Source organism: Shinella kummerowiae, from assembly GCF_009827055.1.
In the GTDB taxonomy this organism is placed as follows: Bacteria; Pseudomonadota; Alphaproteobacteria; order Rhizobiales; family Rhizobiaceae; genus Shinella; species Shinella kummerowiae.
The window spans coordinates 558,875-571,675 of sequence record NZ_WUMK01000002.1 but is presented as its reverse complement, the minus strand read 5'-3'; the positions used below and the strand labels follow the sequence as shown (position 1 = coordinate 571,675).

Here is a 12,801-nt window from a genome sequence, read left to right as displayed (position 1 = left end):
GCCTCAATGCGTCGCGGCGAGGAAGGTCTGCAGGTCGGCATCCTTCGGCGCGCCGAACAGCTGTTCCGGCGGCGCGATCTCGGCCATCACACCTTTGTGGAAGAAGGCGACGCGGTCGGAGACTTCGCGGGCGAACTTCATTTCATGCGTGACGCAGATCATCGTCATGCCTTCGGAGGCGAGCATGCGCAGCGTGTCGAGCACTTCGCCGACGAGCTGCGGGTCGAGCGCCGAGGTCACCTCGTCGAACAGCATGTAGGCCGGCGACATGGCAAGCGCGCGGGCAATCGCCATGCGCTGCTGCTGACCGCCGGACATGCGGTTCGGATAGACCTTCAGCTTGTCGCCGAGGCCGACATGGGTGAGCTGCTTGACGGCCATGGCCTCGGCTTCGGCCTTCGACTGGCCGAGCACCTTGACCGGCGCCAGCATGACGTTTTCCAGCACGGTCAGGTGCGGGAAGGCGTTGAACTGCTGGAACACGATGCCGAGCTTGCGGCGCAGCTTGTTGAGGTCCGTCGCCTTGGCATGCACATCGGTGCCGTCGACCACGATGCGGCCGCCGTCGATCGTCTCCAGCCCGTTGATGCAGGTCAGCAGCGTCGACTTGCCCGAGCCCGAGCCGCCGATGATGGTCAGCACTTCGCCCTTCTGGACGGTGAGGTTGATCCCCTTCAGGACTTCCAGCGAACCGAAGGATTTGCGGACGTTTTCGATCTCAATCATTGGACCACCGTCTTTCGAGATAACCGCCGAGCCGGGCGATGGGGAAGCTGATGATGAAGTAGATGGCGCCGCAGATCAGCAGGATGAACAGCGGTTCCTGCAGGCGCGTGACGAGGATCTGCGAGGCGCGCAGGAGCTCGATCAGGCCGAGCCAGAGCACCAGCGCCGAATCCTTCATGACGCCGAGCGTCAGGCCGATCCAGGCGGGCAGCGAGACGCGGGTGGCGAGCGGCGCCACGATGTAGCGCATGTCCTGCCACCAGGTCATGCCGAGCGAGCGGGCCGCGCGGCGCGTGGTGGCCGGCACGGCGGAGATGCCGCCGCGCACGATCTCGGTGCAATAGGCCGCCGTATAGAGCGACAACACCACGCAGGAGGTGGTGAACGGCGCCCAGCCGAGCTTGAGGATCGATTGCAACGCGTTGCCGAGCACGAGCTGGATGAGCAGCGGCACGGAGCGGAAGATATCGAGCAAAAAGGTGATCGGCATCGACCAGTAGGGACCGGCCTGGTTGCGGATGACGCCGAAGACGACGCCGAGCACGGTGCCGGCGAGGACCGAGACGGCGGTGACGGCGAGCGTCATCGCCGCACCCTTGGCGAGGAAGCCGAGATCGGCGAGCGTGAGAGCGGTATCGAACATGGCTTACCCTCTCTCAGTAGCGGAACATGCGCGTGGCGGCGAGGCGCGCTGCCAGCGTCACGGCCTTGGCGATCACATAGTAGATGACCGCCGCGAGCGCGAAGAATTCGAAGGTGCGGAAGGACACCGCGTTCAGCGCCTGGGTGACGCCGGCAAGGTCCGTGTTCATCCCGACGGTGACGCCGAGCGAGGTCATCAGGATTGCCCAGACCATCTGGTTGGTGGCCGGCAGGAAGGCGATGCGCAGCATCTGCGGCATGACGATGTAGCGGAAGGCCTGCAGCGGCGTCATGCCGAGCGAGCGGCCCGCACGCGTCTGCGTGTCGGGGATCGCCTTCAGCGCGCCGCGGAAGTTTTCTGCAAGATAGCCGGCATTGTTGAAGGCGATCCCCACGAGCAGCGCCGTATAGGGGCTCAGGTGGATGCCGAAATTGCCGAGGCCGAAATGGGCCATGTAGATCTGGAAGAGGGCCGGCGTGTTGCGCGCGACCTCGACCCAGGCCGTGGCGAAGCCGTTCAAGATGCGGTTACCGGACAACCGGAAGAGCGTCAGCGCGAGCGCGACGGCAAGGCCGATGGCCATGGACAGCAGCGCGATCTGGAGCGTGACGAGCGCGCCCTCCAGCATCTGCGGCAGGGCCTTGAAGGCCTGGTTCCAATGGAAATTGTAACTGAACATTGCCGTCTCACCCTTCGGAAACGATCAGCGGCGCGGAAGTGGCTCCCGCGCCGCCTTTAAAACGGCAGATTAGCGATAAACGCCGTTGATCGAAAGGGACGGCACTTCGCCGCCGACCCACTTTTCGTAGAGTTCGTTGTAACGGCCGGTGCGAACCTGCTGGTTGATGAAGAGGTTCAGGTAGTTGATCAGGCCGTATTCTTCGCGGTTGGTGAAGAGCGCGACATAGTCGATGTCGTAGGGCGCGTTGCCGACGACGGAGATGCCGGCGAACTTGCCGCTCTTGACGTTGGACTGGGCGACCGTCGAGGTCGAGACCGTGGCGTCGATCTGGCCCTGGCTGAGCGCGAGGAAGACGTCAGCCTGGGTCTGGTACGGACGGAATTCGCCAGCGCCCCATTCCTTGACCGACTTTTCCAGCGCGATGGCTTCGAACGTGCCGGCAGTGGCGCCGACGACCTTGCCCTTCATGTCTTCGAAGGATTTTACGCCCGACTTGTCGTTGGCCGTGACGGCCATCTGGAAGGCGAAGTAGGGAACGGTCATGCCGACCGTCTTGGCGCGTTCCAGCGTGTCGGAGGTCGAGGCGACGCCGACATCGACGCGGCCGGACATCAGGGCCGGGATGCGCTCCGGGAAGGGCGTTTCAACGATTTCGGCGGTGACACCGAGCGCCTTGGCGAGATCGTTGCAATAGTCGACGTCGAAACCGATCGGGTTGTTGCTCTCGTCGCGCGCGCCCATCGGCGGGAAGTCGAGAACGACGGCGCAGCGCAGCGTGCCGGACGAGATGATGTCGTCCAGCTTGTCGGCCTTGGCCGGGCTGGTGAGGGCGGTGGCGGCGATGAGGCCGAAGGCGAGGACCGAGGTCTTCTTCATTACTCTCTCCCTGAATTGGTCTGGTGATTCACACGGGCGAGGTCCGTCCTGCGCCGAAAATGTAAACCGGCTCTAAAATACAAATAATATGCAAAAAGTATATAGCTCGTATGCGAAAAAATGAAGCCGGGCTCTCCGTCTAGAAAGCCCGGCTCTGGGTCGGCTTTAGGCTTGAATTAGTTCAGGAAATCGTCCGGCAGCAGGCCTTCCGGCATGTTCTGGTAGGAAACCGGCCGCAGGAAACGGCGGATCGACATCGTGCCGACGCTCGTCGCGCCGAAATTCGTCGAGGCCGGGTAGGGGCCGCCATGCACCATGGAATCCACCACTTCCACGCCGGTCGGGAAACCGTTGACCAGCACGCGGCCGGCCTTGCGCTCGAGGACCGGGCGGAGCTTGCGGGCGTCGTCGAGATCGCCGGCATCCATGTGGATCGTTGCCGTCAGCTGGCCTTCGAATTTGCGGGCAAGCGCTTCCATCTCGTCGACCGAACCGACACGCACGACGAGGCCGAGCGGACCGAAGACTTCTTCGGAGAGCGCGTGGTCGGCGAGGAACTGTTCGCCGGAGATCTCGAACAGGTTCGGCAGGGCATTGCGGCCGGAGGATTCGGTCGTCAGCAGCGGCTTCACCGTGTTGCGGCTTTCGAAACGCGCCTGGCCGTCCTGATAGGCCTTGGCGATGCCATCGGTCAGCATGGTCTGCGGACCGACCTTGCCGAGCGCCTCGACGGCGGCGGTGGTGAAGCGGTCGGCATCCGCGCCATCAGCCACGATGGCGATGCCCGGATTGGTGCAGAACTGGCCGGCGCCCATGGTGAGCGAGCCTGCCCAGCCCTGGCCGAGCGATTCGGCGCGGGCCTTCAGCGCTTCCGGCAGCAGGAACATCGGGTTGACCGAGCCGAGTTCGCCGAAGAACGGAATGGGTTCCGGGCGCGCGGCGCACAGGTTGAACAGCGCGCGGCCGCCGGCAAGCGAGCCGGTGAAGCCGACCGCCTTGATCAGCGGATGCTGCACGACGGCCTCGCCGACCTGGCGGTTGCCGCCCTGGATCAGCGAGAAGACGCCGGGATGCACGCCGGTCTTCTGGATGGCGGCGAGAACCGCCTCGGCGATGATTTCGCCGGTGCCCGGATGGGCGGAGTGTCCCTTGACGACGACGGGGCAACCGGCGGCCAGCGCTGCGGCGGTGTCGCCGCCGGCCGTCGAGAAGGCGAGCGGGAAGTTGGAGGCGCCGAACACCGCGACGGGGCCGATCGGCCGCTGGATCAGGCGGATTTCGGTGCGCGGCAGCGGCTGGCGGTCGGGCTGGGCGGCGTCGAGGCGGCGGTCGAGATAGTCGCCCTTCTCGATGTGGTCGGCGAAGAGGCGCAACTGGCCGGTGGTGCGGCCGCGCTCGCCCTGCAGGCGGGCGACGGGCAGGCCGGTTTCCTGCGTGCCGATCTCGGTGATGGCATCGGCGCGCGCCTCGATCTCGTCGGCGATGGCGCGCAGAAACGCGGCGCGTGTCGCACGCGAGGAATAACCGTAGCTCAGGAAGGCCTCTTCGGCGGCTTCCGCGGCGCGGTTCACCAGATCGACCGTGCCGACGGCGAAGTCGTGCGACGGGCCATGCGCCGGCGACGAGGCGAACGTGCCGTTTCCATCGAGCCATTGCCCGGCGACGAGGTGTTTACCGTTGGGAGTGAAAGCCATTTGACGTACCTTTCTGGCGGAAGAGGGATTCGGCCCTGACATAGGATCTGACGGGACGAATTGCACTTGTCGAAATCTTGTATACTCTATGTATGCAAATACTCAACCGCCAACCGCCGCGGTCGGCCCAGCCTGAAGAGACCAACGATGACGCAAACCACCACCTTGACGATTGCCGCCCTTTTCGAGCGTGTCGAAGCCATCTTCCGCAAAGCCGGCCTCAATGCGGTGCAGGCCGGCGCGCTCGCCCGCGTCATCGTCGCGGGCGAGCGCGATGCCTGCAAGTCGCACGGCGTGTTCCGCATCGAAGGGGCGCTGCGCACGGTCAAGGCCGGCAAGGTCAAGCCGGACGCGGTGCCGGAGCTGGACCGCAACGAGGGCTCGGCCATCGTCAAGGTCAATGCCAATGGCGGCTTCGCCAACCCGGCCTTCGAGCTCGGCGTGCCGGCATTGGCCGAGCGCGCCCGCAAGCTCGGTATCGCCGCACTGGTTATCAACGACTGCACGCATTTCTCCGCGCTGTGGCCGGAAGTGGAAGCGGTGACGAACGAAGGCCTCGCCGGGCTCGTCATGTGCCCGAGCTATGCGACGGTCGCACCGACCGGCGGCAACAAGCCGCTGCTCGGCACCAACCCCTTCGCCTTCGGCTGGCCGCGCCCGAATGGGTCGCCCTACGTCTTCGACTTCGCCACCTCGGTTGCCGCGCGCGGCGAAATCGAGCTGCACCGCCGTGCCGGCAAACAATTGCCGGAAGGCTGGGCGATCGATGCCGAGGGCAACCCGACGACCGATCCGGAAGCGGCGCTCGCCGGCGCCATGCTGCCCTTCGGCGGCCATAAGGGCTCGGCCATCGGCACGATGATCGAACTGCTCGCCGGCATCATGATCGGCGACCTGACGAGCCCGGAAGTGCTCGATTATCTCGGCACGACGACGCTCGCGCCCTTCCACGGCGAACTGATTATCGCCCTGTCCCCGGAAGCCTTCGCCAAGGGCCGCCCCGGCGATCCCTTCGCCCGCGCCGAGGTGCTGTTCGAGGCCATCGTCGGCCAGGGCGCGCGCCTGCCCTCGCAGCGCCGCTTCGTCGCCCGCAAGGTCTCCGAAACCGACGGAGTCACGCTGACGGCCGCCGAGACGGAACAGCTCGATCGCCTGCTGGCGCTGGGCCTCGACGCGGTCGCGTGATTGCGCTGCTGGTTCATTAGCCGGCGAACGGTCAATTGGGGTGCCGTGTCGCCGTTTTGGACAACACGGCATCCCCGCCCATCACCGCCCGCCCGCGGTCAAGCAAGACGGCAATCCCACCCACTACCGTCATCCTCGGGCTAGACCCGAGGATCCACACATCCCCACCGCCGTGCTTGCGGCATGGATCCTCGGGTCGAGCCGGAGGATGACAGAGGAGAGGTGGTGTCCGACACGAAGTGATACTGGACTGGGCTGAGCGGAACCGGACAGACCGTCGCGTGCCGCACCTTCCCCCTTCGAACCAATTGCCAAACCAAAAAAGGCCCTCCTTGCGGAGGGCCTTTCTCGTCGGATGGAAGCGTAAAACCTTACGCCTTGTAGGTCTGCACCGCGCCCGGCAGCTTGCTCCATGCGGCATACCAGGTGTCGAACAGCTTCAGTTGGCTCTCGACATAGCCGCGCTGGCTGTCGGAGAGCGCGTCGGTCTCGTTGAAGTGCAGCGTGTATTCCTTGTCGCCCTTCAGCACCATCATGTGCTTGAAGTAGAGAACGAGGTCCGGGCCTTCGTCGAAGGAGGAGAGCACGGCAAGCGCCGATTCCAGCTCCAGCGCGCGGGCGCGGGCATCCGGGTCGCCCTTGGCGGCAGCCTGTGCAAGCGCGCACATGTGCAGCACTTCCTTCGGCAGAACGCAGCCGATGCCGGTGATCGCGCCTACGGCGCCGCAATCGACGAAGCCGGTGAAGACGCAGGTGTCGACGCCGATCATCAGCGAGACGTCATCGTCACGGCTGGTGATGTTTTCGGCCGCATAACGCATGTCTGCAGCGCCGCCGAATTCCTTGAAGCCGACGAGGTTCTTGTGGTCCTGGCGCAGCGCGAAGAACAGGTCGGCGCGGGTCGCGAAGCCGTAGTAGGGGCTGTTGTAGATGACCGCCGGCAGGTCCGGAGCGGCCGACAGGATCGCCTTGAAGTGGTTCTTCTGGGCGGCGACGACGGTGCCGCGGGAGAGCACGCGCGGGATGACCATGAGGCCCTGCGCGCCGACCTTCTGGGCGTGCGCGGCATGCGCCACGGCCGAGGCGGTGTTGACGGCACCCGTGCCGACGATGACCGGAATACCGGCCTTCACCAGGCGCTCGACGCCTTCCATGCGTTGTTCGTCGGAGAGCAGCGGCCAGTCACCCATCGAGCCGCAATAGACGACGGCGGACATGCCTTTTGCGATGAGGTCCTTGCCCTTGCGCACCAGCGCGTCGAAGTCGGGCGTGCGGTCGTCCTTGCAGGGCGTCATCAGGGCGGGGATCACGCCGGAAAAAATCTTGGCCTTCATCTCGGTCTCCTATGGGCGGTTCGTCGGGTGGTCAGCCGGCACGATGCCTCAGCCTCCCCCTCTCTGATTGCGGGTGTAGCATCTTGCATTTTATTTGTCGACAAGAAAAATACAACGCCGGGCGCGATCGTTCTACAGGGCGATATCGAGCCTGTCGTTGCGGCTGAAAAGCTTCTGCACCTGGGCGACGATCGCCTCCGCATGGGCCTTGCCGAGCCGGTCGGCCTCTTCGATGTCCCGCGCCTCGATGGCCGCGATGATCGCGGCGTGCTCGTCGACGAAGCGCTGCGGAAAGTGTTCGTCATAGGACTGGTAGTAGAGCTGCAGGATGCGCCGCCCTTCGTCGAGCAGCCGGCGGAAGAGGCCGGTGAAATAGGGGTTGCGGCCCGCCTCGGCGATCGCGGCGTGGAAGGCGGCGTTGGTGGCGATCATCGCAATATGGTTGCGTGCGGAGAGCGCTGCTGCATAGTCCTCGTGGAACCCCCTGATGACGGCGAGGTCTTCCGGCCGGTGGCTCTGCGCGGCGAGCCGCGTCGTCACGCGGTACATCAGCACCAGCGCGTCGAAGAAGGTATGCAGGTTCATGAAGTCGATGTTCGACACCATGGTCGAGCGGTTCGGCAGCGTCTCGATCAGCCCTTCGCCGGCCAGCCGCACCAGCGCCTCGCGGATCGGTGTGCGCGACATCTTGAACCGCTCGGCCAGTTGCACTTCGTCGATGGGGCTGCCGGGCGCGATCTTCAGGTCGAGAATCTCGTCGCGCAGCAGGTCGTAGACCATCTTGACGCCGGAGCCGCGTTTGCGCTCCGGCAGGGAATCGGTTTCAGTCATGAAAAGTCCTCTTGTCGACAAAAGAAATACAATTCTCTGCCCGCGCTATCAATCGTTTTAAGAGGGCCTTTTGCCGAAAGCCGCGTCAAGTGTCCGGAAGCTGCGATTTCCGCAAATCCAGTGCTTTGCCGGCAGAAAACGAAAAGGGCGGGATTTTTCCCGACCTGCGTTCCGTCAAAAAAAGCGTCGGGACGATCAGCCGCGCTGGTCGCGCAAAAACGTCATCAGCGAGCGGCCGGCGTCGAGGATGTGATCGCGCGTCAGGCGAGAGGCGAGGTCGGCGTCGCCCTTTTCGCAGGCGGCCAGGATCGCCTCGTGCTCGCGGCCGGCACGCGGCACGCCATTGGTGAAGGTCAGTTGTGCACGCAGATAACGGTCGATGCGGTCGAGCGAGGATTGCACGTTCTGCAGATAATAGGCGCGGCCGGAGGCTTCGTAGAGCGTGGTGTGGAACTGGCGGTTGATCTCGCCCCAGCGGTGCGGGTCGGTTTCCCGGTCGAAGGCGTCGCAATAGCCGCGCGCCTTGTCCAGCGTCGCGCGGTCGAGATTGGGCACGGCAAGGCGCATGACTTCGGCCTCGATCAGCGCACGGAACTCGAAGATCTCGTCGATCTCCCCGATGGAGAGGCCCGCGACGACCGCGCCCTTGTAGCGCTGGGTGGTGATGAGGCCGTGCTGTTCCAGCCGCGACAGCGCCTCGCGCACGGGAATGCGGCTGGTGTTGAACATCTGCGCTATCTCTTCCTGGCGCAGATTGTCGCCCACGGCGATCTTGCCTTCGATGATCGCCTTGCGCAGCGCCTCATAGACGAGGTCGGCCGCCGAAGCGGCCTGCCTGACATCGACGGCAGCAAATTTCATCACGCCCAACCCCTGAAAATCGCGCCTATGGTCATAGGCGGAAACCGGAGGCGGAGCAACAAACGACGCCTCGAGAATGAATATTGTATATTGTATATTGGATCCAATTTTTCTATAAGGGGTCATCCGCGTTGGGCCGATGCCGGCATCGCCGCGAAAATCAGGACATCGGAGAAAGCCATGCGCAGCAGCAAGGTCATTCATATCGTCTCCTGCCACGCCGAGGGCGAGGTGGGTGATGTCATCGTCGGCGGCGTCGCGCCCCCGCCGGGCGCTACGCTGTGGGAGCAGCGCAATTTCATCGCCCAGGACAAGGCGTTGCGCAATTTCGTGCTGAACGAACCGCGCGGCGGCGTGTTCCGCCACATCAATCTTCTCGTGCCGCCGAAGGATCCGCGCGCCACGATGGGCTTCATCATCATGGAGCCCGAGGACACGCCGCCGATGTCCGGCTCCAACTCGATCTGCGTCTCCACCGTGCTGCTCGACAGCGGCATCGTGCCGATGGTCGAGCCGGAAACCCACATGGTGCTGGAAGCGCCGGGCGGACTGGTCAACGTCGTTGCCACCTGCCGCAACGGCAAGGCCGAGCGCATCACCGTCACCAACGTGCCCTCCTTCGCCGACAGGCTGGATGCCAGGCTGGAAGTCGAAGGCCTCGGCACGCTCACCGTCGACACCGCCTATGGCGGCGACAGTTTTGTGTTTGCCGATGCCCGCGCCCTCGGCTTCTCGGTCACGCCGGACGAGGCGCGCGAACTTGCCGAAACCGGCATCCGCATCACCAGGGCCGCCAACGAGCAGCTCGGCTTCACCCATCCGGAAAACCCGGAATGGAACCACATCTCCTTCTGCCAGTTGACGCTGCCGGTCGAGCAGCGCGACGGCGCGCTGCATGGCCGCAACACCGTCGTCATCCAGCCGGCAAAGCTCGACCGCTCGCCGACCGGCACCGGTTGCTCGGCCCGCATGGCGGTGCTGCATGCCCGCGGCCAGATCAAGGTCGGCCAGTCCTTCTCCGGCTATTCGATCCTCGATTCGCGCTTCGACTGCCGCATCGTCGGCGAAACGACCGTCGGCGGCCGCCCGGCCATCGTGCCGGAAATCTCCGGCCGCGCCTGGATCACCGGCACCAGCCAGGTCATGCTCGACCCCGCCGATCCATGGCCCTCCGGCTACCGCTTGGCCGATACGTGGCCGCGTAAGCAGTAAGTCAGTATTTCCCGATGGCCCGGCGCTCAGGCGCCGGTCCGTCCTTGACGCGAGTGAGTGAGACCGCTACTCATAAAGTCATCAGATGACTTTATGAGTTCACCATGTTTTCCCTCAGCAAGACCAATCTCGCCGATACCGCCGTCGAGGCGATCCGCGACGAAATCCTCAACCGCCGCTGGGCGGTGGGGGAAAAATTGCCGAACGAGGCGACCTTGTCCGCCATGCTGTCCGTCAGCCGCGGCACGGTGCGCGAGGCGGTGCGCGTGCTCGCCTCGCAGGGCTATCTCGAAACGCGGCAGGGCTCCGGCACCTATGTGCTTTCGGCGGCCGATAGCAGCCGCCCGCTCACCATGGCGCGTCGGGCGGGCCTGCGCGACCAGTTCGAGGCACGCCTTGCGCTGGATGCGGAGGCGGCACGGCTTGCGGCGCTGCGCCAGACACCAGCCGTGATCGCCGGGCTGCGCACGCTGCTTGCCGAGCGCGGCAACCACGAGGATGGCGACAAGGCGGGCTTCGTCATCCGCGACTTCGCCTTCCATCAGGCGGTGATCGCCGCCTCGCAGAACAGCGTGCTCATCTGCATGTACGAGTTCTTTTCCACGCTGATTTCCGAAACCATCGAGGCGACGCTGGGCGAAGAGCTTCCGGAACCGGACATGGCCGCCCATGCGGCGATTGTCGATGCCATCGAGAGCGGCGATCCGGCGGCGGCCGATGCCGCGGTGCGCCGTTTCATGGCGCCCATGTTGTCGGCTCTCGACCGGTTGCTGCTGTCATGACGGTTCTCAATGATCCCGGCGCCATCGACCTGATCGACGCCGAAGCCGACAGCGTACCGGCGCCCGAAGCGCATCGGCCGACGAGCACGCTGGCGCGCGTGCTGCTCGGCGCCAGCCTCGTGCTCATTGCCTTCAATCTGCGGCCGGTCTTTTCCAGCGCGTCGGCGCTGCTGCCGGAGATACGCGATGTGCTCGGTCTCTCCGCCACCGGCGCCAGCCTGCTGACGACGCTGCCCGTCGTTTGCCTCGGCCTGTTCTCGCCGCTCGCCCCGCGCCTTGCCCAACGCATCGGCACGGAGCGAACCCTGCTCGTCGTCATCCTCGTGGTGGCGCTCGGTACCGCACTGCGCGGCCTGTCCTCCGTGCCGCTGCTCTTTCTCGGCACGGCGCTCGCCGGTGCCGCGATTGCGGTCGGCAATGTGTTGCTGCCCGGCCTCGTCAAGCGGGACTTTCCCGACAAGGCGGCGCTGATGACAGGCTGCTATACGATGGCGCTTTGCGCAGGTGCCGCGAGTGCCGCCGGCCTGACATTGCCATTCGAACATGCCGTCGGCGGCTCGCTCGATGGGGCGCTGGCGATCTGGGCGCTGCCGGCCTTTCTTGTCGGGTTGCTCTGGCTGCCGCAGGTGCTTGGTGGCCGCCTGCAGGCCAAGCGCACGGGTTTTCGTGTCGAAGGGCTGTGGCGCGACCGGCTTGCTTGGCAGGTCACGCTCTTCATGGGCCTGCAATCGGCGCTCGCCTATTGTGTGTTTGGCTGGCTGGTGCCGATCCTGCGCGAACGCGGGCTGGATGGCGTGACGGCCGGGGCGATCGTATCGGTCTCCGTCATGGTGCAGGCCGGCGCCTGCCTTGTCGCGCCGCATATCGCCGTGCGCGGCAAGGACCAGCGGCTGATCAATGTCGTGCTCTGCGGATTCGCCGTCGTGGCGCTTTTGGGGCTGCTCTTCGCGCCGCTCTGGTCCGTCTGGATCTGGGCCGTGCTGCAGGGCATCGGCCAGGGCGGACTGATCGCGGTGGCGATGACGGTCATCGTGTTGCGCACGCGCGATCCGCATGTGGCCGCGCACCTGTCCGGCATGGCGCAATGCGTCGGCTACCTGCTGGCAGCCATCGGCCCGCTGGTCGTCGGCCTCATCCGCGGCTGGACGGGCAGTTTCGCCTGGAGCGCTGTGCTCTTCGTGCTGCTTGGCCTTGGCGCCGCGGTCAACGGCTGGTTCGCCGGCCGGGCGCTCTATGTCAATGCGCGCACGGTGGAGACATAGGGCCGGATAGTGCCGGCCTCCGTGACGATGACGCCCATCGCAATGTCGTGTGGCTGCGGATAGATCGTCGCAAGCCGTGCGGCGCTGTAGCCGACCCCGATGACACGCGGTTTCCTCGGCATGGCCGCCAGGGTCCTGTCGAAGAAGCCGCCGCCATAACCCAGCCGGTAGCAGGTCGGGTCATAGCCGACGACAGGCGCGATGACGATATCGGGCAGGCAGGGCCGCTGCGCGGCCGGAACCGGAATGTTCCACACACCGCGCGACAGGGCCTCGCCCGCCTGCCAGAGATGAAATTCCAGCGGCCGCCCCTTCTCGACCACGACCGGCAGGGCCGTGCGCCCGCCGCGTTCCGCCACGGTTTGCAGGAACGGCCGCAGATCCGGTTCGCCGCGAAACGGCCAGTAGGCGCTGACGATGCGGTCCGTGAGGTCGCCGATTTCCGCCAGCACGCCGGCCGCAATCGTTTCGCCATGAAGCGCCCGTGTCTCGGCCGGAACGGCGAGACGCGCGGCGATCAGGCGCTCGCGCTCGCTCTTGCGCCAGCGATTGACATCCGTCCAGGCTTGCAGATCGAACGGCCCCGCCAGGCCGGAATAGGCCGGATCGACCTCATGCAGGAAACAGGCCGGCGAGGCGAATGTAGCTGGTTTCTCGTCGTCATCCATGATGTCGGCCTCTGCGGCGCGGGGAGTTCGAGGATCGCGCCTTTT

At 65.3% G+C, this 12,801-nt stretch carries 13 protein-coding genes; 4 read left to right on the top strand and 9 right to left on the bottom strand.

The window, feature by feature from the left end:
- Positions 1-3: 3 nt before the first annotated feature.
- The 5 genes from GR138_RS07290 to GR138_RS07270 all read right to left on the bottom strand — a co-directional run bounded on the left by GR138_RS07290 (position 4) and on the right by GR138_RS07270 (position 4,621).
- The gene (locus GR138_RS07290; RefSeq protein ID WP_160857937.1) at positions 4-726 is read right to left on the bottom strand and encodes an amino acid ABC transporter ATP-binding protein; all 723 of its coding nucleotides are present in this window, start codon (positions 724-726) and stop codon (positions 4-6) included.
- Entirely contained in the window at positions 719-1,369 is a 651-nt protein-coding gene (locus tag GR138_RS07285; protein WP_160857936.1) for an amino acid ABC transporter permease, read from the bottom strand. The genes GR138_RS07290 and GR138_RS07285 overlap by 8 nt, the downstream gene beginning before the upstream one ends.
- Positions 1,370-1,382: 13 nt before the next feature.
- On the bottom strand, positions 1,383-2,048 hold the full coding sequence (locus GR138_RS07280; RefSeq protein WP_160857935.1) for an amino acid ABC transporter permease: 666 nt from the start codon (positions 2,046-2,048) through the stop codon (positions 1,383-1,385).
- Positions 2,049-2,117: 69 nt separating this feature from the next.
- Complete coding sequence (locus GR138_RS07275; protein ID WP_160857934.1) at positions 2,118-2,927, bottom strand: ABC transporter substrate-binding protein; 810 nt, start codon at positions 2,925-2,927, stop codon at positions 2,118-2,120.
- Positions 2,928-3,103: 176 nt separating this feature from the next.
- A complete protein-coding gene (locus GR138_RS07270) occupies positions 3,104-4,621 on the bottom strand; it encodes an aldehyde dehydrogenase (NADP(+)) (RefSeq protein WP_160857933.1) in 1,518 nt (505 codons plus the stop codon).
- A 147-nt stretch (positions 4,622-4,768) separates the two neighbouring features.
- Between GR138_RS07270 and GR138_RS07265 the strand changes: the two genes are divergently transcribed.
- On the top strand, positions 4,769-5,806 hold the full coding sequence (locus tag GR138_RS07265) for an Ldh family oxidoreductase (protein ID WP_160857932.1): 1,038 nt from the start codon (positions 4,769-4,771) through the stop codon (positions 5,804-5,806).
- Between the two features lie 371 nt (positions 5,807-6,177).
- Here GR138_RS07265 and GR138_RS07260 read toward each other — a convergent pair whose 3' ends face one another.
- The 3 genes from GR138_RS07260 to GR138_RS07250 all read right to left on the bottom strand — a co-directional run bounded on the left by GR138_RS07260 (position 6,178) and on the right by GR138_RS07250 (position 8,832).
- A complete protein-coding gene (locus tag GR138_RS07260) occupies positions 6,178-7,140 on the bottom strand; it encodes a dihydrodipicolinate synthase family protein (protein ID WP_160857931.1) in 963 nt (320 codons plus the stop codon).
- A gap of 132 nt (positions 7,141-7,272) precedes the next feature.
- Entirely contained in the window at positions 7,273-7,971 is a 699-nt protein-coding gene (locus tag GR138_RS07255; protein ID WP_160857930.1) for a GntR family transcriptional regulator, read from the bottom strand.
- 195 nt (positions 7,972-8,166) lie between these two features.
- Positions 8,167-8,832 carry a GntR family transcriptional regulator gene (locus GR138_RS07250; protein WP_160857929.1) on the bottom strand — a complete coding sequence of 222 codons (666 nt, stop codon included), beginning with the start codon at positions 8,830-8,832 and terminating at the stop codon, positions 8,167-8,169.
- 180 nt (positions 8,833-9,012) lie between these two features.
- Here GR138_RS07250 and GR138_RS07245 point away from each other — a divergent pair, with 180 nt between their 5' ends.
- The 3 genes from GR138_RS07245 (at position 9,013) to GR138_RS07235 (ending at position 12,088) form a co-directional block, all read left to right on the top strand.
- Complete coding sequence (locus GR138_RS07245; protein ID WP_160857928.1) at positions 9,013-10,044, top strand: trans-3-hydroxy-L-proline dehydratase; 1,032 nt, start codon at positions 9,013-9,015, stop codon at positions 10,042-10,044.
- 104 nt (positions 10,045-10,148) lie between these two features.
- The gene (locus tag GR138_RS07240) at positions 10,149-10,826 is read left to right on the top strand and encodes a FadR/GntR family transcriptional regulator (protein ID WP_160857927.1); all 678 of its coding nucleotides are present in this window, start codon (positions 10,149-10,151) and stop codon (positions 10,824-10,826) included.
- Positions 10,823-12,088, top strand: a complete 1,266-nt coding sequence (locus tag GR138_RS07235; RefSeq protein ID WP_160857926.1) for a CynX/NimT family MFS transporter — start codon at positions 10,823-10,825, stop codon at positions 12,086-12,088. The genes GR138_RS07240 and GR138_RS07235 overlap by 4 nt, the downstream gene beginning before the upstream one ends.
- Here GR138_RS07235 and GR138_RS07230 read toward each other — a convergent pair.
- Entirely contained in the window at positions 12,058-12,756 is a 699-nt protein-coding gene (locus tag GR138_RS07230) for a 5-formyltetrahydrofolate cyclo-ligase (protein WP_160857925.1), read from the bottom strand. The genes GR138_RS07235 and GR138_RS07230 overlap by 31 nt on opposite strands.
- Between the last annotated feature and the right edge of the window lie 45 nt (positions 12,757-12,801).